This is a genomic window from Pseudomonas sp. 06C 126, from assembly GCF_001855215.1.
In the GTDB taxonomy this organism is placed as follows: domain Bacteria; phylum Pseudomonadota; class Gammaproteobacteria; order Pseudomonadales; family Pseudomonadaceae; genus Aquipseudomonas; species Aquipseudomonas proteolytica.
On the sequence record NZ_MIFU01000085.1, the window covers coordinates 23423 to 43536 of the forward strand.

Genomic DNA, 20114 nt, shown 5'->3' on the forward strand with positions numbered 1-20114 from the left:
GGGGAGCTTATTTGAGTCTAGAGTCATCACTGGCAAGGGCCAGTGACAATAGACGCCACTTTAGTATCCTTGGGTTCCTGGCTGCGATTTCAGCCGTCCCGTCATAGAACGCGTGCAAGATAACGCCATGAACGAACGAACGACTTCTGCAAGCTGGGCGATGGGGATAGTCAAGGCGCTGGAGCTCGAGGGCCTGGATTGCCGCGCGCTGTTCAAACAGCTGGGCCTGGATTACAGCGCCCTGGATGACCCCGACGCGCGCTTTCCCCAGGACTCCATGACCCGGCTCTGGCAGCGTGCGGTGGAGGTTTCGGGCAACCCGGCCATTGGCCTGAATATGGGCAAGGTAGTGCGCCCGGCGTCATTCCATGTGGCCGGCTATGCCTTGATGTCCAGCAGTACCCTGGCCGAGGGCTTTACCCGGCTGGTGCGCTACCAGCGGATCATCGCCGAAAGCGCTGACTTGAGCTTCCGCCTGTTGCCCGAAGGCTATGCGTTGATCCTTACGGTACACGGCGATCATCTGCCGCCCACCCGGCAAAGCGCCGAGGCATCGCTTGCCTGCGCGTTGGCGTTGTGTGGCTGGCTGACCGGGCGCACGTTGCAACCGCGCAAAGTGTTGGTGCAAGGCGCCCAGCCAGCCGACCTGGAACCCTATAGGCAGGCCTTTCATGCGCCGCTGGTGTTCAACGCGCCGTATGACGCGCTGATCTTCGAGCGGGCGGATATGGAAGCACCGTTGCCTACCGCCAATGAAGCGATGGCGCTGCTGCACGACCGGTTTGCCGGGGAATACCTGGCGCGGTTTTCCGAGAGCCGCGTGACCCACAAGGCCCGCCAGGTGCTCTGCCGGTTGCTGCCCCAGGGCGAGCCCAAGCGTGAGATGGTCGCGCAGACGTTGCACCTGTCCCAGCGTACGCTGCAGCGGCGCTTGCAGGAGGAGGGCACCAGCTTCCAGACCTTGCTCGACGACACCCGCCGCGAATTGGCCGAGCAGTACCTGGCGCAGCCGAGCATGACCTTGCTGGAAATCGCCTACCTGCTGGGGTTTGCCGACCCGAGCAACTTCTTCCGCGCGTTTCGCCGCTGGTTCGATGCCACGCCCGGCGAATACCGGGCGCGGTTATTGGAGACTTCGGCGAGTGTCAGTGTCGCCAGAACGCCGGCATACACAGTACAAACACCGTAATGATCTCCAGCCGGCCGAGCAGCATGCCCAGGGACAGGATCCACTTGGCGGCATCTGGCAGGGTGGCGAAGTTGCCGGCCGGGCCGATGGTTTCGCCCAGCCCCGGGCCCACGCCGGAAACGGTGCTGGCGGCGCCGGTCAGGGCGGTCATCCAGTCCACGCCCAGCAACGACAGGGCCAGGGCGATCATGCAGATGGTGATGGCGAAGAAGAACGAGAACGTCAGGATCGACCGGACGATTTCTTCGTCGAGGCGATGGCCGTTGTATTTCTGCTTGATCACCGCCCTGGGGTGAATCAGCTGGTTCAAGTTGGCCTTGAGCAGGATATAGGCAACCTGGAAGCGGAAAATCTTGATTCCGCCAGCGGTGGAGCCCGAGCAACCGCCAACAAAACCCAGGTAAAAGAACAGCATCAGCGAGAAATTGCCCCACAGGCTGTAGTCACCCAGGGCAAAACCGGTGGTGGTCACTACGGACGTGACGTTCAGCGCCACATGGCGCAGCGCATCCAGCCAGTGCAGGTTGGTGGTCCACCAGTACCAGGTGCCGAGCACGATCCAGGTCACCAACAGCATGCCCAGCAAGCCCTGTACCTGCTGGTCCTTGATCAGCGCCTTGCGGTTGCCACGCAAGGTGGCGACATACAAGGCAAACGGTAGGCTGCCCATGATCATCACGACTATCGCGACCCAATGCACGGCGGGCTGTTTCCAGTGCGCCAATGACTCGTCGGAGGTGGAGAAACCGCCGGTGGAAATGGCCGACATCGCGTGGTTGATCGCGTCGAACAGGCCCATGCCGGCCCACCAGAAGCCCAGGCTGCCGAGGATGGTAATGCCGACATAGGCCGCCACGATCAGGCGCGCCACCATATGCGAGCGGGGCATGACCTTCTCGGAGCGGTCCGAGGATTCGGTCTGGAACAGGCGCATGCCACCGATGCGCAGCAGCGGCAGGATCGCCACCGCCATGCCGATAAAACCGATGCCGCCGAGCCAGTGCAGCATCGAGCGCCACATCAGGATGCCCGGTGACATGGTGTCCAGCCCACTGAGCACGGTGGCGCCGGTGGCGGTGATGCCGGACATGCTTTCAAAGAACGAGTCGGTATAGCTGATGTGCTGGGTCAGCAAGAACGGCAGCGCGGCAAAGATACACACCACCACCCAACTGCTCACGGTCAGCAGGTACATGTCCCTGGGGCGCAGTTGGACTTGTTCCGGGCGACCGGGAATCACCAGGGCCAGGCCTGCGATAAAGGTGATCATGCTTGCCCAGAGAAAGGACGGCAGGTCGCTGGTGCGGTCGAAAAACATCAGGGTGGCCATGGGCACTACCATGGCGACCGCGAGGGTAATCAGGAAGATGCCGATGATGAAACCAATGATTCGCAGGGTCGGCATTGCCATGAATTGCGCTCGGGTGACAGTTTGAGGCGCCATTCTACCTAGGGTGCAGGGCTTGTAAACCGGGGGGTACGGATCTGATGTGGGAGCTGGCTTGCCTGCGATGGCGGTGCGTCAGGTTCGACTGCTTGACTGACCCGCCGCTATCGCAGGCAAGCCAGCTCCCACATGGGTTTTGTGGGGGTAATACAAAAAAGGCGACCCGAAGGCCGCCTCATTCAAACCGCGCGGATCAGAACTCGTGATCAGCGGTATCCGGGTTCAGGTCACCGATGCCCAGCTTGCCAGCCGCTTGCTCGATGGAGCCGGTCTGCTTGACCAGGGATGCGATAGCATCGCGCACGATCTGGTTGCCTGCGGTGTTGCCGGCAGCGATCAGTTGGTCGTAGTGCTCACCCTTGTTGGCGTGGTCGACAATGACCTGGATCTTGGCTTCGGTGGCAGCGAGGTCAGCCTTGAGGGCTTCATCGGCAGCCGGATCAACCTTGGCCACCAGGGACGACAGGCTGGCGCCGGTCAGTTTGGTGCCGTCGGTGCGGGTGTACTCGCCCAGGTAGACGTTGCGGATGCCCTTGGCGTCGTAGAAGTGCGAGTAGTGTGTGTTGTCGCTGAAGCAGTCGTGCTCGTCTTCCGGCGAGTTGGCTTCCAGGGACACTTTCATCCGCTCGCCCGCCAGTTCACCCAGGGACAGGCTGCCCATGCCGAACAGCATCTTGCGCAGGCCGTCGGTGCCAGGTTCGGCTTCCAGGGTGGCGCGGTAGTTGTCTTCGACGTTGGGTTTCCAGTTGCCGACCATTTCTTCGAGGTCGCTGACCAGCAGTTGGGTTACGGCGCGCAGGTAAGTGCGGCGACGCTCGTTATGACCGCCGGTGGCGCCTTCGCCTTGCAGGTAGTCCGACGCTGGACGGTTGCCGGCGCCAGGGCCGGTGCCGTTCAGGTCCTGGCCCCACAGCAGGAATTCGATGGCGTGGTAGCCGGTGGCGACGTTGGCTTCGGAGCCGCCCAGCTCGTTGAGGCTGGCGAGTTTCTCCGGGGTGATTTCCTTGACGTCGATCTTGTCTTCGCCGACCTGGATCTCGGTGTTGGCGATGATATTGGCGGTGGCGCCCGGGTTGCCGAGGGCGTGTTCGTAGGACTTGTCGACATAGTCGATCAGGCCTTCGTCCAGCGGCCAGGCGTTCACCTGACCTTCCCAGTCATCAATGATGGTGTTGCCAAAGCGGAACACTTCGCTCTGCAGATACGGTACGCGTGCAGCGATCCAGGCGGTGCGAGCGGCCTTCAGGGTCTCGTCGTTGGGGTTGGCGAGGAAGGTATCGATGGCGGTCTGCAGGGTTTTTGCAGTGGCCTCGGAGTCGCTGTACACCGCGAACACGATGTCTGCGTAATGCGCGACGACCGCCTTGGCGGCAGCCTCGTCAACCTGGCCGGCGGTAGCGGCAGCCGCTGGAGCGGTAGTGCTGGCAGCTGGCGTTGGCGCCTGAGGAGCGGCGGCCTTGTCTTTACCCTCGCCGCAGCCGGCGAGAGAAATAGCGATGGCCAGCAGACTGGCGGTGGCCAGGGGCATACGAATCATGGCGAACATCCTGCTTCGGTAGTTGATCGGGGCGCAATGCAGCGCGCAAAACTGCGACATAATGCGAAAGATTTGCATTTTCTGTAAAGAGTTAACGCAGTAAAAGTTTCACATTCGCGCCCTGGCCGCCCAAGGCTTTGCCCTGGGTGGCCAGCATTGCGCTATAAGATCGCCGCGTTGTTGCGCTCGGCCTGTTTGAGATAGGCCGCCAGTTCACGGGCCGGCAGGGGTTTGCTGTAGTGATAGCCCTGACCCTCGTGGCAGCCTTCGCTGATGATGTAGGCCTCTTGCTCGGGCGTCTCCACGCCTTCTGCAATGACCTGCATGCCCAGGCTTTTGCCCAGTTGGATGATCGCCCGCACGATGGTGGCATCGTCATCGTCGTCCAGCAGGTCCTGGACAAAGCTCTTGTCGATCTTGATTTTGTCCAGGGGCAGGCTTTTGAGGTAGCTCAGCGACGAGTACCCGGTACCGAAGTCGTCGATGGCAATCAGCGCGCCGGAGCGGCGCAGGCTCAGCAAGTGCTGGGCGGCGGTGCTGATGTCTTCCATCAGGCCGGTCTCGGTCACTTCCAGCTCCAGGCTGCGCGGCGGCAGGCGATAGATCTGCAACAGGTTGTTGACCACCCGTGGCAGTTCGGCGTGGTGCAGTTGCACCGTGGACAGGTTGACCGCCATGCGCAGCTCGGTAAAACCCTGGTCGTGCCATTCGCGCAATTGCCGGCAGGCCTGGTCCAGTACCCACTCGCCAATGGGGATGATGGTGCCGTTCTGTTCCGCCAACGGGATAAACAGGTCGGGAGGTACCAGGCCGTGTTCCGGATGTTGCCAGCGAATCAGCGCCTCGACGCCGACCACGCGATGATCCACATAGCTGATCTGCGGTTGGTACACCAAATGAAACTGGTCGCGGCCCAGGGCTTCGCGCAGGTCTTTCTCCAGCTCGCGGCGCCGGCGCATTTCGCTGTCGACGCTGGCGATATAGAACTGGTAGCGATTGCGCGAGCGGGTCTTGGCCAGGGTCATGGTCTGCTCGGCTTTTTGCAGCAGCTTCTCGGTGCTATCGCCGTCTTCGGGAAACAAGGTGATACCGATGGTGGCGCGCAGGCGGATCTGTTCGTGGTCGAGGGCGAACTCGGCTTCCAGGTCATCGAGGATGCTTTGCGCCAGCTCGGCGGCTTCGTAGGGCTGCTCGATATCGGCCTGGACCAGGGCGAATTGGTCGCCACCCAGGCGGGCGAGGGCGCCGAGCCGGCCACTGTGGGCGCGCAGGCGGTCGGCCAGGGCTAGCAGCAGTTGGTCGCCGGCCTGGTAGGTGTACTGCTCGTTGATGCTCTTGAAGTCATCCAGCCCCACGCACAACACCGCGACCCGGCGTTGACGGCGGCCGGCATCGATGAGGATCTTGTCCAGTTGCTCTTGCAGCTTCTGGCGGTTGGGCAGCCCGGTGAGGAAGTCGTACTGGGCCATGCGCAGCAGGCTGTTTTCGGCTTCATGACGCAGGTGAGTGTTGCGTTCGATAGAGGCCAGCAATTGATTGGCGGTGTTGATCCACAGCCCCAGTTCATTTTTCTCGTGGCCTTTGAGCTGGGGGATCTTGTGCTCGCTGGGCCGGTCGGGGTTGATCGAACTGAGGTGGCTGATGATCCGCGACAGGGGCTTGGTCAGCAGCCAGTGATAGACCAGGTACAACACCAGGCCCATGGCCAGGGCGCGCAGCACCCCGGAGATAAAAATGATCACCGAATTGACGATAAAGCCCTGGCCATAGGTGGCCGTGTCGAGGGTGATGCTCAGGTCGCCGTAATATTCGCTGTAGGGCCCGCGCCCCACCAGGGGCGTCGTGAAGGTGCGTTCCTGGCCGAGAATCACGTCCGTCAGCCAGCGGCTTGGGGAGTGCTGCAGTTCCCGGCTCTTTTCGGCAAGCATGGGCTCGTTGGGGTGGCCAATGGAGGCCATGCGCACTGCATCATCCTGGAACAGGCCCTCGATGACTTGCATGCCCATCTCACGGTCCAGGCTGTAGACGGCCTGGGTGGAAGGGTCGCGAAACATGTCGAGGATGCGCTGGGCATCGCCTGCCACGGCCTGGCGCGTCTTATAGGCATCGAAGACGATCTGCGCCACGCTCAGTGCCACGCCCACAATCAGTGCCGACAACAGCACCACCCGGAGCAACTTCACCGACAAGCTGTTTTTGAGTTCCAGCTTCAAAGGGTCATTCCTTGTTCCATTCGGGTAGCCTCAATATGCCATGAGTATTGGCAATCCCGGGGTGGCAGTCAAAGGGACATTGAAGCAGTTGCAGCTTTGAAGCGGCGCGGGGTCGTTTCCTGGTGAGGCGGGCATCGATGGCGCAAGGCGGATTTGCATCCGCCTTGCGGTAGCGGGGTGGGCGCTGTTCAACGAAGAGGCGGGTTTGGACGGTCAGATGGGCAGGTTGATCTCTCAACTGAACGTGATTGTTGCGCTCTGTTCTTTTTTCGCTACGTCGAAATCTATGGACGTGTTTTGCCCATCGCTGGTGTTTTTCAGAGTGTCGCCCAAGGTATTTGCGGCGACGTCGGCGAAGGGTTGGATCAGGGGAGCGATCGATTTGGTGATATCGGCAGCTGCTGTGGCCAGTTCACCAACCACTGGAAGCGCTGCGAGTGCTGACATAGACATTGTGAAATCTCCGACAGGGATGAGAGGGATATTCCTCATCCACTAGGTGGCAGAAGCGACACATCGGGTTCCAGATCGAGCGCATGAAAAAGCCCGGCAATTGCCGGGCTCTTTGTACTGCAAGGGTCACTTACGCAGTGAAGGTCTTGCCTTCGAACTGCTCGGCAACGAACTTCCAGTTGACCAGGTTCCAGAACGCTTCCACATACTTTGGACGCACGTTGCGGTAGTCGATGTAGTAGGCGTGTTCCCAGACGTCGCAGGTCAGCAGCGGGGTGTCGCCGCTGGTCAGCGGGTTGCCGGCGCCGATGGTGCTGGCCAGGGCCAGGGAACCGTCAGCCTTTTTCACCAGCCAGCCCCAACCGGAACCGAAGGTGCCGACGGAAGTCTTGGTGAACTCTTCCTTGAACTTGTCGAACGAACCGAACGCAGCGTTGATGGCTTCAGCCAATGCGCCAGTTGGTTGACCGCCAGCGTTTGGTGCCAGGCAGTTCCAGTAGAAAGTGTGGTTCCAGACCTGCGCGGCGTTGTTGAAGATGCCACCCGAAGAGGATTTGACGATCTCTTCCAGGGTCTTGCCTTCGAACTCGGTGCCTGGCACCAGGTTGTTCAGGTTCACGACGTAGGTGTTGTGGTGCTTGTCGTGGTGGTACTCCAGGGTTTCCTTGGAGATGTGCGGCTGCAGGGCATCGTGTGCGTACGGCAGCGGCGGCAATTCGAAAGCCATGATAATTCTCCTAATCAGGTCAGTTGCGGTGAGCGCAAGGCCGATCACGGGCGGCCAAACAAGCGCCGGGGAGTTTGTACTCTTTGCGGCGCAGGGGCTGGATCATAGCACCGGGGGTGCGGCAAAACCACGCAACAACTGTGTGGAATAGAGGTTCCAGAGCGTTTTGGAATATTCCTCAGTTGCTGATCAATTGATAGGCCACGCTGAACATCATCACCGCCACCAGCAGGTCCAGCAGGCGCCAGGTCGCCGGGCGTGCCAGCCACGGGGCCAGCCACGCCGCGCCGAGGGCCAGGGCGGAAAACCACAACAAGGACGCACTGGCAGCACCTGCGACATAAGCGCCGGGTTCGGTCTGCTGGGCGCCGAGGGAGCCGATCAGCAACACCGTGTCCAGATAGACGTGGGGGTTGAGCAGGGTCACGGCCAATGCACTGAGCATTACCGCGCGCAGCGAGCGCACTTTTTGCCCTTCACCCTGCTCCAGGCTTTGACGTGAACAGGCGCGGCGCAAGGCCAGGGCGCCATACCATAGCAGGAACGCCGCGCCGCCCCAGCGCGCAATCGCCAGCAACAGCGGGTTATGCGCCAGCACTGTCGCCAGGCCGAATACGCCGGCAGCCACCAGCAACGCATCGCACACCACGCACAAGGCCGCCACGGGCAAGTGATGTTCGCGACGCAGGCTCTGGGCCAGAACAAACGCGTTTTGCGTGCCGATGGCCATGATCAGCCCCAAGGCGACCAGCAGGCCGTTCACATAACTCTGCCACATAATATTTACTCTGCTTGCTAATCAATGCTGGCGATTGTCGGCGTTGAGGTTGTATAAGAAAAACAAATATTGCTGATCGCTCATTAGGAAAACTGATGTTCGACTATAAATTGCTCTCCGCCCTGGCGGCAGTGGTGGAACAGGCCGGTTTCGAGCGCGGGGCCCAGGTGCTTGGTGTGTCGCAATCGGCCATTTCCCAGCGCATCAAATTGCTCGAAGCCCGCATCGGCCAGCCGGTGCTGGTACGCGCGACCCCGCCGACCCCCACGGAAATCGGCCGCCGCCTGCTCAACCATGTGCAGCAGGTGCGCTTGCTGGAGCGCGACCTGCAAAGCCAGGTGCCGGCGTTGGACGAAGAGGGCATGCCCGAGCGGCTGCGCATCGCCATCAACGCCGACAGCCTGGCGACGTGGTGGGCGCAGGCCGTCGGGGATTTTTGCGCCGAGCAGCACTTGCTGCTCGACCTGGTGGTGGAAGACCAGACCGTCGGCCTCAAGCGTATGCGCGCCGGCGAGGTGGCGGCTTGCGTCTGCGCCAGCGAACGCCCGGTGGCCGGTGCCCGCAGCCTGTTGCTGGGGGCCATGCGTTATCGGGCATTGGCGAGCCCGGCGTTTATTGCCCGGCACTTCCCCGGCGGAGTACGGGCCGATCAACTGGCGCGTACGCCAGCGCTGGTATTTGGTCCGGATGACTTCCTGCAACATCGCTACCTGGCGTCGCTGGGCGTGGACGGTGGTTTTGAACACCATTTATGCCCGTCCTCCGAAGGTTTTATCCGCCTGACCGAGGCCGGCCTGGGCTGGGGCTTGGTGCCGGAGTTGCAGGTGCGTGATCAGCTGCAACGGGGCGTGCTGGTGGAATTACTGCCAGATAAACCCATCGATGTGCCGCTGTACTGGCATCATTGGCGCAGTGGCGGGCAATTGCTCGGTTTGTTGACCGAGCATCTGGCACGGGCTACCGGCCAATTGCTGGTGCCGTTGGAGTGACCGTCGGCGTCAACGCAACTGCGATGAAAAATGAAAGAACACGGGGTAACACATGAAAATTCTGGTCACCGGCGCAAGCGGCTTCATTGGCGGGCGCTTTGCGCGTTTCGCCCTGGAGCAGGGCCTGGACGTGCGGGTCAACGGGCGGCGCGCCGAGGGTGTCGAGCACCTGGTGCGGCGCGGCGCCGAGTTTATCCAGGGTGATCTGAATGATCCGGATTTGGCGCGCAACCTGTGCCGCGACGTTGAGGCCGTGGTTCATTGCGCCGGCGCCGTAGGGCTGTGGGGACGTTACCAGGACTTCTATCAGGGCAATGTGCAGGTCACCGAAAACGTGGTCGAAGCCTGCCTTAAACAACGGGTCGGCCGCCTGGTGCACCTGTCGTCGCCATCGATCTATTTCGATGGCCGCGATCACCTGGGACTGACCGAAGAGCAAGTGCCCAAGCGCTTCAAGCATCCCTATGCGGCGACCAAGTACCTGGCCGAGCAAAAAGTCTTTGGTGCCCAGGAATTCGGCCTGGAAGTGCTGGCCCTGCGCCCGCGTTTTGTCACCGGGGCTGGCGACATGAGCATCTTCCCGCGCCTGTTGAAAATGCAGCGCAAGAACCGTCTCGCCATCGTTGGCGATGGCCTGAACAAGGTCGACTTCACCAGTGTGCACAACCTCAACGAGGCCCTGCTCAGCAGCCTGCTGGCCACCGGCTCGGCGCTGGGCAAGGCCTATAACATCAGTAATGGCGCGCCGGTGCCGGTGTGGGACGTGGTCAACTATGTGATGCGCCAGATGGACATGCCCCAGGTCACTCGTTACCGCTCCTACGGCTTGTCTTATAGCATCGCGGCGCTCAACGAGGCCTTTTGCGCGATGTGGCCGGGGCGTCCGGAACCTTCCCTGTCACGCCTGGGGATGCAAGTGATGAACAAGGATTTCAGCCTCGATATCAGCCGTGCGCAGCACTATCTCGACTACCAGCCCAAGGTCAGCCTGTGGACGGCCCTTGATGAGTTCTGTCATTGGTGGAAAGTCCAGGAACCGGGCTCCAACTAGCGTTGGCAACACCGGGAACCGATTTTTCGGTTGCCGGTCGACCAAGGCGACGGGCCAGGGGTTTATACTCCCGCCGCTCAGTTTTTTTATGCGGCTATTTCAAGGTTGATTCATGCGTAACGATATTAAAGACGACTTCGACCATGTGCCGAGCCTGCGGGCCGACGTTGGCGATGACGATGATTTTGTGCCGACCGCCGCCACGTCCATGCGCTCGCGTCCGGCGCCGGTGGTCAAGGTCAAGAGCGCCAGCACCGGGCCGTTGTGGGCCTTGGTCGGGGCGCTGCTGTTCGCCTTTGTGGGCCTGGCGTGGTGGAGCTTCCAGCAGATTTCCCTGATGGGGCAGCAACTGGTGGCGACCCAGGAAAGTTTTGCGCGCATCAGCGAAGAAGCTGCCGGCCGTTTGCAGGACATTTCCGGCAAGGTGGTGGCCAGTGAGGCCAGCGTCAATACCGGCAGTGAAGCGCTCAAGCTGCAGATCAAACAGTTGGAAAGCCAGTTGCTGGAGCAGGGCAAGCAGCAGTTGGGTGTGGCAGGCCAGGCCACCGAGCTGGACCAGCGCTTGGCGCAGATGAGTGCCAGCACCACGGAACTGACCACTGCCAATACCCAGATGCAGGCCCAGGTGCAAACCCTGGCGACAGAACTGACGGCCCTCAAGGCTGCGCAGGCCGAAGCCGCCAAGTTGAATGCCGAAGTCAAGGAACTGAGCACGGATGTGGCAGCGTTGAAGAAGCAGGGCAACCCGGCCACGGCCATTGCACGCCTGGAACAGGACCTGTTGGTAATCAAGAGCGAACTGGACAACCGCGCCGCCACGGAAGGGCCGTCGAATAAAGAGTTCGACGTGTTCCGCATCCAGACCACCCGCAACATCACGACCTTGCAGACCCAGATGCAGAACCTGCAGAGGGAAGTCAGCGCACCGGCCAGGGCTACGCCCCTGGGCCAATGAGCCAATTGCTGTAGGAGCCGGCTTGCCGGCGATGGGCATAGGTATCTACACAACTTTCAGAAACTGACGAACTCTCCTGTGGCGAGCGGGCTTGCCCCGCGCTGGGCTGCGAAGCAGCCCAAAAAGCCCTCCACGTTTCTTCAGATAAACCGCGATGGCAGGGTTTAGGGCTGCTTCGCAGCCCAGCGCGGGGCAAGCCCGCTCGCCACGGGGGGCGTCAGTTTCTGAAAGTTGTGTATATACCTATGCGGCGATGGTGCCAGTAGCCTTGCGCTGATTCCAGGGCCGCCATCCCCGGCAAGTGTCACCGTTCAGTGACATTTGTCTTCCCTTTCGTTACATGTCCCTTCTCGGCCCTTGTTTAGACTGCGGTCATCCCACAAAAACAAAAAGGGCCACCCATGACCATCCAACCACTGCCTGCCAGCAGTTGGCTGAACGCACCTGCCCATCACGCCTGGCTTGCCGCCGAGGGGCAGCGCCTGCTGGCGTTTGCCAAGGCTTCCAGGCTGCCTGAAGGCTTCGGCAACCTCGACGTCCAGGGCCGCCTGCCCGCCGATGCCTGCGCCGAAACCATGAACACCGCCCGCATGACCCACAGCTTTGCCATGGCTCACGCCCAAGGGCTGCCAGGCTATGCACAGTTGGTAGAGCACGGGGTGGCCAGCCTCAGTGGCCCGTTGCGCGATGCCGAACATAGCGGCTGGTTCGCCGTCGCCGGCGCGCGTGATGGCAATACAGGCAAGGCCGCCTACCTGCACGCTTTTGTCGCCCTGGCCGCCAGCTCCGCGGTAGTGGCGGGTGCCCCTGGGGCGCAAGCCTTGCTGGCGGACGCCGTCCAATGCATCGACGAGCATTTCTGGTGCGAGGAGGAGGGCGCGATGCTTGAATCCTTCGCCCAGGATTGGAGCGGCGAGGAAGCCTATCGCGGGGCCAACAGCAATATGCACGCCACCGAAGCGTTCCTTGCCCTGGCTGATGTCACCGGCGACAGCCGATGGCTGGGGCGGGCGTTGCGCATTGTCGAGCGGGTGATCCATCAGCACGCCAGCGCCAATGAATTTATGGTGATCGAACATTTCGACCGCTATTGGCAGCCCCTGCATCGTTACAACGAAGACAACCCGGCCGACGGCTTTCGTCCCTACGGCATTACCCCTGGCCATGGCTTCGAATGGTCGCGCCTGGTGCTGCACCTCGAAGCCGCACGCCAGCAGGCAGGGCTCGTCACGCCGCAGTGGTTGCTGGAGGACGCCAAGGGTTTGTTCGCCAGTGCCTGCGAGTATGGCTGGTCGGTGGACGGTGCCCCGGGCCTGGTCTACACCTTGGACTGGCACTTTCGCCCGGTGGTGCGTGAGCGCCTGCATTGGACCCACGCCGAAGCCAGTGCAGCCGCCCAGGCCCTGCTCAAGCGCACGGGTGAGTGGCATTACGAAACCTGGTACCGGCGTTTCTGGGAGTTTTGTGAAACTCACCTGATCGACCGGGTCCAGGGCAGTTGGCATCATGAACTCGACCCGCTCAACCAGCCCGCCAGCAAGATCTGGGGCGGCAAGCCGGATCTGTACCATGCCTGGCAAGCGGTATTGCTGCCGGGTCTGCCTTTATCCCCAAGCATGGCCAGTGCGTTGGGGGTGGGTGCTTATGTCACCAAGTGGTGACATTTGGCCGTCCCTTTGTTACGTGCCTGGGAAAAATCCCTGTTTAGAATCCTATGCAGCGCAAGCTCCAGACTTGCATGCATAACAACAAGAAAAAGGTACTCAGATGAACGCGATTAATCGCCTCGCCGTTGCTATTTCCATTGCCTCGTTGTTTCCCCTCAGTGCATTTGCCGCCGACTCGAAAGGGACGGTTGAAGTTGTGCATTGGTGGACCTCGGGTGGTGAGAAGGCGGCGGTGGATGTCCTGAAGGCCCAAGTTGAGAAAGACGGCTTTACCTGGAAAGACGGGGCTGTTGCAGGTGGTGGCGGCGCCACTGCCATGACCGTGCTGAAAAGCCGCGCGGTCGCCGGCAACCCGCCAGGCGTTGCCCAGATCAAGGGCCCGGACATCCAGGAGTGGGCCTCCACCGGGCTGCTCGATACCGACGTCCTCAAGGACGTGGCCAAGGCCGAGAAGTGGGATGGCCTGCTCGACAAAAAAGTCTCCGATACCGTGAAGTACGAAGGCGATTACGTGGCCGTGCCGGTGAATATCCACCGCGTCAACTGGCTGTGGATCAACCCGGAAGTCTTCAAGAAAGCCGGCATCACCAAAAACCCTACTACCCTCGAAGAATTCTACGCCGCCGGCGACAAGCTCAAGGCCGCAGGCTTCATCCCGCTCGCCCACGGTGGTCAGCCTTGGCAGGACAGCACGGTGTTCGAAGCCGTGGTGTTGTCGGTCATGGGGGCTGATGGCTACAAAAAAGCCCTGGTCGACCTCGACAACGCAGCCCTGACCGGCCCGGATATGGTCAAGTCGCTGACGGAGCTGAAGAAAGTCGCGACCTATATGGACGCCGACGGCAAGGGCCAGGACTGGAACCTGGAAGCCGCCAAGGTCATCAACGGCAAGGCCGGCATGCAGATCATGGGTGACTGGGCCAAGAGCGAGTGGACTGCCGCCAAGAAAGTCGCCGGCAAGGACTACGAGTGCGTAGCCTTCCCGGGCACCGACAAGGCCTTCACCTACAACATCGACTCCCTGGCAGTGTTCAAGCAGAAAGATGCCGGCACCTCGGCCGGGCAGCAGGACATCGCCAAGGTGGTGCTGGGCGAGAACTTCCAGAAGGTCTTCAGCATCAACAAGGGCTCGATCCCGGTGCGCAACGACATGCTCGGCGATATGGCCAAGTACGGCTTTGACAGCTGCGCCCAGACTGCGGCCAAGGACTTCCTGGTCGATGCCAAGTCTGGCGGCCTGCAACCAAGCATGGCGCACAACATGGCGACCACCCTGGCGGTACAGGGCGCGTTCTTTGATGTGGTGACCAACTTCATCAACGACCCGAAAGCCGACCCGGCCGACACCGCCAAGAAGCTGGGTGCGGCGATCAAGTCTGCCAAGTAACCCTTGGAAGGCTGGGCTTGAGTGTGGGAGCGGGCTTGCCCGCGATGCAGGCACCTGGGTGTATCTATGACACCCAGGTGATGCCATCGCAGGCCAGCCAGCTCCCACCTGAAGCCGGCCCCCACACGGTTATCCACTAGTCCCTTACTCCCTGCCCTGGATTTCCCCATGAGTTCTGTTGCTGTGTTCAGCAAGGCCTCGCCGTTCGATGCATTGCAGCGCTGGCTACCTAAACTGGTGCTGGCCCCGAGCATGTTCATCGTCCTGGTGGGCTTCTATGGCTACATCCTGTGGACGTTCGTACTGTCGTTCACCAACTCCACCTTCCTGCCGACCTACAAGTGGGTAGGCCTGGCGCAATACGCGCGGTTGTTCGACAACGATCGCTGGTGGGTGGCGAGCAAAAACCTGGCGCTGTTTGGCGGCATGTTTATCGGCATCACCCTGGTGATCGGTGTGCTGCTGGCGGTATTCCTTGACCAGCGTATCCGCCGCGAAGGCTTCATTCGCACTATTTACCTGTACCCGATGGCGCTCTCGATGATCGTCACCGGTACCGCCTGGAAATGGCTGCTCAACCCCGGCATGGGCCTGGACAAACTGCTGCGCGACTGGGGCTGGGAAGGCTTTCGCCTGGACTGGCTGATCGACCCGGACCGCGTGGTGTATTGCCTGGTGATCGCGGCGGTATGGCAAGCCTCGGGCTTTATCATGGCGATGTTCCTCGCCGGCCTGCGTGGCGTTGACCAATCGATCATCCGTGCCGCACAGATCGACGGTGCGAGCCTGCCGCGCATCTACTGGAGCGTGGTGCTGCCCAGCCTGCGCCCGGTGTTTTTCAGTGCGGTGATGATCCTCGCGCACATCGCGATCAAGAGCTTCGACCTGGTGGCCGCGATGACGGCCGGTGGCCCAGGCTACTCATCCGACCTGCCGGCGATGTTCATGTACTCCTTCACCTTCAGCCGTGGCCAGATGGGCATGGGCTCGGCCAGTGCGATCCTGATGCTTGGGGCGATCCTTGCGATCATCGTGCCTTACCTGTACTCCGAGCTGAGGACCAAGCGCCATGACTAGTCTCGCCAAACCTTCCATCAGCTTCAGCCGTGTCGCGATCCATGCGGTGCTGATCCTGGCCGTGGTGCTGTACCTGGTGCCGCTGGTGGTCATGCTGCTCACCAGCTTCAAGACCCCGGAAGATATCAGCACCGGCAACCTGCTGAGCTGGCCGACGGTGATCACCGGGATCGGCTGGGTCAAGGCCTGGGCCACGGTGAACGGTTACTTCTGGAACTCGTTCCTGATCACCGTCCCGGCGGTGCTGATCTCCACCACCATCGGTGCATTGAACGGCTATGTGCTGGCGATGTGGCGCTTTCGCGGCTCGCAGTTGTTCTTCGGGTTGTTGCTGTTCGGCTGCTTCCTGCCGTTCCAGACGGTCTTGCTGCCAGCCTCGTTCACCCTCGGCAAGATGGGCCTGGCCAGTACCACCACCGGCCTGGTGTTTGTGCATGTGGTCTACGGCCTGGCGTTTACCACGCTGTTCTTCCGTAACTACTACGTGAGCATCCCGGATGCGCTGGTCAAGGCAGCACGCCTGGATGGTGCAGGGTTCTTCACCATTTTCCGTCGGATCATTCTGCCGATGTCCACACCGATCATCATGGTCTGCCTGATCTGGCAGTTCACCCAGATCTGGAACGACTTCCTCTTTGGCGTGGTGTTCTCCAGCGGTGATTCGCAGCCCATCACAGTGGCGCTGAACAACCTGGTCAACACCAGCACCGGGGCCAAGGAATATAACGTTGATATGGCGGCGGCGATGATCGCCGGGCTGCCGACCCTGCTGGTCTATGTGGTCGCAGGCAAGTATTTCGTGCGCGGTCTCACGGCCGGCGCGGTCAAGGGGTAATCATGGCTACGCTCGAACTTCGCAATGTAAACAAGACCTATGGTGCTGGCCTGCCGGACACCCTGAAAAATATCGAACTGTCGATCAAGGACGGCGAATTCCTGATCCTCGTCGGGCCCTCGGGCTGCGGCAAATCCACCTTGATGAACTGCATCGCCGGCCTGGAAAACATCAGCGGCGGCGCGATCATGATCGGTGACCAGGACGTCAGCGGCATGAGCCCCAAGGATCGGGACATCGCCATGGTGTTCCAGTCCTACGCGCTGTACCCGACCATGAGCGTGCGCGAGAACATCGAGTTCGGCCTGAAAATCCGCAAGATGAGCCAGCCGGCCATCGATGAGGAAGTGGCGCGGGTGGCCAAGCTGCTGCAGATCGAACACTTGCTCAATCGCAAGCCGGGCCAGCTCTCTGGCGGCCAGCAGCAGCGGGTGGCCATGGGCCGGGCGCTGGCGCGGCGGCCGAAGATCTACCTGTTCGACGAACCGCTGTCCAACCTCGACGCCAAGCTGCGGGTCGAGATGCGCACCGAAATGAAGCTGATGCACCAGCGCCTGAAAACCACCACGGTCTACGTGACCCACGACCAGATCGAAGCCATGACCCTGGGCGACAAAGTGGCGGTGATGAAGGACGGCATCATCCAACAGTTCGGCACGCCCAAAGAGATCTACAACGATCCGGCCAACCTGTTTGTTGCCAGCTTCATTGGCTCGCCGCCGATGAACTTCATCCCCCTGCGTTTACAGCGCAAGGAAGGCCGTCTGCTGGCCCTGCTCGACAGTGGCCAGGCGCGTTGCGAGCTGCCGCTGGGCATGAGCGACGCCGGTCTTGAAGAGCGTGATGTGATTCTTGGCCTGCGTCCGGAACAGATTGTGCTGGCTGCCGGTGATGGCAATGGTTTGCCGAGCATTCGTGCCGAGGTCCAGGTCACTGAGCCCACCGGCCCGGACACCCTGGTGTTTGTCCAGCTCAATGACACCAAGGTCTGCTGCCGCCTGGCGCCGGACGTGGCACCGCAAGTGGGCGAGAGCCTGACCTTGCAGTTCGATCCGGCCAAGGTGCTGCTGTTCGACGCCAAGACCGGTGAACGCCTGGGCACCGCTGCTGCGCAGCCGGCACAGTCGCATGCCGACAACGTCACCCAATTCAAGGGCCGCTGAAGACCAATAACTGTAGGAGCGAGCTCGCTCGCGAAAAACGTGAGAGCGCCGCGTTCATCCAGGATGCCCGCGTCAGCGTTAACGATCTTCGCGAGCAAGCTCGCTCCTACTTCAGATAAAAATAGATGTAAACCGCGTTAGATAAAAACAGTTAATAACAATAAAGACGAGGATGTAGGGATGAAAAAGCAACACAACAACACCCGGCTGATCTGCCAACTGTCAGCGGCAGCAGCCCTGGTTTTGTCCGCCAATGCGATGGCAGACGAAGCCTTCAGCGCCGACTCCAAATGGATGACCGGCGATTGGGGCGGCGAGCGAACCAAGCTGATCGAGCAGGGTATCGACATCAAGGCCGACTACGTTGGGGAAGCGGGCTACAACGCGCGCGGCGGCTACAACGATGACAAGACCGGTCGTTACGCTGACCAGTTCGGCCTCGGCGTAGCGCTGGACCTGCAAAAGCTGTGGGGCTGGGACAACACCCAGGCCAAGATCCAGATGACCAGCCGTAATGGTCGTAACATTTCCAATGACCGTATTGGCGACCCGCGTGCAGGCACCTTGAGTTCATCTCAAGAAGTGTACGGCCGTGGCCATATGGTGCGCCTGACCCAGTTCTGGATTCAGCACCAGATGTTCGACAACAAGCTGGATGTAAAACTCGGTTACTTCGGTGAAGGCGAAGACTTCAACACCTTCCCATGCGACTTCCAGAACCTGTCGTTCTGCGGCTCCCAAGTGGGTAACTACGTCAACACCTGGTACAACTGGCCGGTCAGCCAGGCCGCGATCCGCGTGAAGTACCACATCACCCCTGAGCTGTATGCGCAGATCGGTGCGTACAACCAGAACCCGTCGCAACTGGAGCACGGCAACGGCTTCAAACTCAGCGGCAGTGGCACCAAGGGCACCGTGATTCCGGTGGAGTTGGTCTGGTCGCCGAAGGTCAATAACCTGCCGGGCGAATACCGCGTGGGTTACTACAAGAGCGCCGCCGATGCTCCTGATGTGCGTGAGGACGTCAACGGTAACGATGCCGCCACCACTGGCGCTGACTACCGCACCCGCAGCAGCAAGAAAGGCTATTGGTTCGTTGCGCAACAGCAACTCACCACCCACAACGGCGACGCCTCTCGTGGTCTGAATATCGCTGCCAACGCCACGTTCCACGACAAAGAAACCAACACCGTCGATAACTACCAGTCGATCATGCTGGTGTACAAAGGCCCATTCGACGCGCGTCCAAAAGATGACGTAGGGATTGGCGCCGCACGTCTGCACGTCAACGACGACGTGAAGAAAAACGCCGAGCTGCGCAACATTTCCAACGGTGTGAGTGACTACGACAATGCGCGGTTCTCGCCGCTGCGCGAAACCGAGTACAACTTCGAAATCAACTACGGCTTCCACGTCACCAACTGGCTGACCGTGCGTCCCAACCTGCAATACGTTGTCCAACCGGGCGGCGTGGATAAAGTCGACAACGCGCTGGTGGCCGGCCTGAAAATTCAGTCGGTGTTCTAACGCTGTTGCGATAAGCTCCTTCTCTCTGTGCGCATTTGCGGGTAGCCATGGCTATCCGCTTTTTTTTGCGAAGGGCGAACAGCCCTGCAGGAGCGAGCTTGCTCGCGAAAAACTTGAGAGCGCCGCGTTCATCCAAAATGCCCGCGTCAGCGTTAACGATCTTCGCGAGCAAGCTCGCTCCTACAGGTATGGGCGCATTTGCGCGACATGATTATCAGGACCGTGGCACATGCATGAGCAACCGCTGCAACGCTTTTTCAAATCCCTGCGCGAGCAACCGGTGTTTGCCTGGGAGCGCTTCCAGATGCGTGACGTGCTGGTGATCGATCACCCGCTCTGCCAGGCGGTGTTCAGCCGCCAGGGCGCGCAATTGCTGCACTTCCAGCCTACGGGCCAGAAGCCATGGCTGTGGTGCGCGGCAAAGTGGCCGCAAGTTGGGGCGATTCGTGGCGGCGTGCCCGTGTGCTGGCCGTGGTATGGCCGTCATCCCAGCGAAAACGCCTGGCCTTCCCATGGCTGGGCGCGCCTGATCGACTGGAAGCTGTTGGACAGCAGCACCGGCGAGGACGGCGTGCGCCTGCACTGGCAATTGCAGTTGTGCGATTGGCAGGTGGACCTGCATGCGCACTTGGGTGAAAGCCTGCAATTGCGCTTGAGCACCGAGCACCAGGACGAACTGCCGTGCCAATTGAGCCACGCTTTGCACGCTTATTGGCGTATTGGTCACGTTGGTGAGATAGCGCTGTCTGGGCTAGAGGGTGCGCAAGGTTACGACCAGTTGAGCCGCCAGGCCTGCCAGCAGGAAGGTGAGCTGCGCGTCGATGGCGGCTGCCAGCGCGTGTTCCAGCATGAAGGCGAATTGCAGCTCAAGGACCATGCGTGGCAGCGCGAGTTGTGCATTGATACGGGTGACAGTGCAGACACGGTGGTCTGGCATCCGGGCAGCCGGCCATTGCTGGGGGTGAGCTTTAATGAAGCGTCGGGCTTTGTGTGTGTCGAGTCGGCCATGGCCGGGGCCTGCCTGGCGCCGGGGGAGAGGGCGCATTTGAGTCTGCAGGCCCGGGCTGGGGTTTAGCGGTGTTGCTGAAGGCGTCTTTGCGGGCAACCCCGCTCCCACAT

17 protein-coding genes and 1 pseudogene are annotated in these 20114 nt (G+C 61.0%); 11 read left to right on the plus strand and 7 right to left on the minus strand.

The window, feature by feature from the left end:
• Positions 1-127 precede the first annotated feature (127 nt).
• Positions 128-1189: an AraC family transcriptional regulator gene (locus BHC62_RS13955; RefSeq protein ID WP_029296365.1), complete on the plus strand. Its 1062-nt coding sequence runs from the start codon at positions 128-130 to the stop codon at positions 1187-1189.
• Here BHC62_RS13955 and BHC62_RS13960 read toward each other — a convergent pair.
• From BHC62_RS13960 to BHC62_RS13985, 6 genes are all read right to left on the minus strand, one after another.
• The gene (locus BHC62_RS13960; RefSeq protein WP_029296368.1) at positions 1146-2600 is read right to left on the minus strand and encodes a TrkH family potassium uptake protein; all 1455 of its coding nucleotides are present in this window, start codon (positions 2598-2600) and stop codon (positions 1146-1148) included. The two genes, BHC62_RS13955 and BHC62_RS13960, sit on opposite strands and share 44 nt — an antisense overlap.
• Before the next feature lie 229 nt (positions 2601-2829).
• The gene (locus tag BHC62_RS13965) at positions 2830-4173 is read right to left on the minus strand and encodes an imelysin family protein (protein WP_029296370.1); all 1344 of its coding nucleotides are present in this window, start codon (positions 4171-4173) and stop codon (positions 2830-2832) included.
• Between the two features lie 161 nt (positions 4174-4334).
• A complete protein-coding gene (locus tag BHC62_RS13970) occupies positions 4335-6386 on the minus strand; it encodes a bifunctional diguanylate cyclase/phosphodiesterase (protein WP_029296372.1) in 2052 nt (683 codons plus the stop codon).
• Positions 6387-6620: 234 nt separating this feature from the next.
• Entirely contained in the window at positions 6621-6839 is a 219-nt protein-coding gene (locus BHC62_RS13975) for a hypothetical protein (protein WP_029296374.1), read from the minus strand.
• A gap of 130 nt (positions 6840-6969) precedes the next feature.
• Positions 6970-7566, minus strand: a complete 597-nt coding sequence (locus BHC62_RS13980; RefSeq protein WP_003212997.1) for a superoxide dismutase — start codon at positions 7564-7566, stop codon at positions 6970-6972.
• A 178-nt stretch (positions 7567-7744) separates the two neighbouring features.
• Positions 7745-8344: a LysE/ArgO family amino acid transporter gene (locus tag BHC62_RS13985; protein WP_029296379.1), complete on the minus strand. Its 600-nt coding sequence runs from the start codon at positions 8342-8344 to the stop codon at positions 7745-7747.
• A gap of 95 nt (positions 8345-8439) precedes the next feature.
• Here BHC62_RS13985 and BHC62_RS13990 point away from each other — a divergent pair, with 95 nt between their 5' ends.
• The 9 genes from BHC62_RS13990 (at position 8440) to BHC62_RS14030 (ending at position 18995) form a co-directional block, all read left to right on the plus strand.
• Complete coding sequence (locus BHC62_RS13990; RefSeq protein WP_029296381.1) at positions 8440-9333, plus strand: LysR family transcriptional regulator ArgP; 894 nt, start codon at positions 8440-8442, stop codon at positions 9331-9333.
• Between the two features lie 52 nt (positions 9334-9385).
• A complete protein-coding gene (locus tag BHC62_RS13995; RefSeq protein ID WP_029296383.1) occupies positions 9386-10384 on the plus strand; it encodes an NAD(P)-dependent oxidoreductase in 999 nt (332 codons plus the stop codon).
• A 112-nt stretch (positions 10385-10496) separates the two neighbouring features.
• Positions 10497-11339, plus strand: coding sequence for an ATPase (locus BHC62_RS14000; protein WP_070995324.1), 843 nt, complete (start codon positions 10497-10499; stop codon positions 11337-11339).
• Between the two features lie 401 nt (positions 11340-11740).
• A complete protein-coding gene (locus BHC62_RS14005) occupies positions 11741-13000 on the plus strand; it encodes an AGE family epimerase/isomerase (RefSeq protein ID WP_070995325.1) in 1260 nt (419 codons plus the stop codon).
• Between the two features lie 106 nt (positions 13001-13106).
• Positions 13107-14393 carry an ABC transporter substrate-binding protein gene (locus BHC62_RS14010; protein WP_070995326.1) on the plus strand — a complete coding sequence of 429 codons (1287 nt, stop codon included), beginning with the start codon at positions 13107-13109 and terminating at the stop codon, positions 14391-14393.
• Positions 14394-14561: 168 nt separating this feature from the next.
• Positions 14562-15470, plus strand: coding sequence for a carbohydrate ABC transporter permease (locus BHC62_RS14015; RefSeq protein ID WP_029296391.1), 909 nt, complete (start codon positions 14562-14564; stop codon positions 15468-15470).
• Entirely contained in the window at positions 15463-16305 is an 843-nt protein-coding gene (locus tag BHC62_RS14020) for a carbohydrate ABC transporter permease (RefSeq protein ID WP_029296393.1), read from the plus strand. The genes BHC62_RS14015 and BHC62_RS14020 overlap by 8 nt, the downstream gene beginning before the upstream one ends.
• A gap of 2 nt (positions 16306-16307) precedes the next feature.
• A complete protein-coding gene (locus BHC62_RS14025) occupies positions 16308-17468 on the plus strand; it encodes an ABC transporter ATP-binding protein (RefSeq protein ID WP_070995327.1) in 1161 nt (386 codons plus the stop codon).
• A 180-nt stretch (positions 17469-17648) separates the two neighbouring features.
• The gene (locus BHC62_RS14030) at positions 17649-18995 is read left to right on the plus strand and encodes a carbohydrate porin (protein WP_029296397.1); all 1347 of its coding nucleotides are present in this window, start codon (positions 17649-17651) and stop codon (positions 18993-18995) included.
• Between the two features lie 88 nt (positions 18996-19083).
• Here BHC62_RS14030 and BHC62_RS28975 read toward each other — a convergent pair.
• A pseudogene (locus BHC62_RS28975) lies at positions 19084-19185 on the minus strand (outer membrane lipoprotein carrier protein LolA); the annotation flags it as partial.
• A gap of 39 nt (positions 19186-19224) precedes the next feature.
• Between BHC62_RS28975 and BHC62_RS14035 the strand changes: the two are divergent.
• Positions 19225-20070 carry a D-hexose-6-phosphate mutarotase gene (locus tag BHC62_RS14035; protein WP_029296399.1) on the plus strand — a complete coding sequence of 282 codons (846 nt, stop codon included), beginning with the start codon at positions 19225-19227 and terminating at the stop codon, positions 20068-20070.
• Positions 20071-20114: the final 44 nt, after the last annotated feature.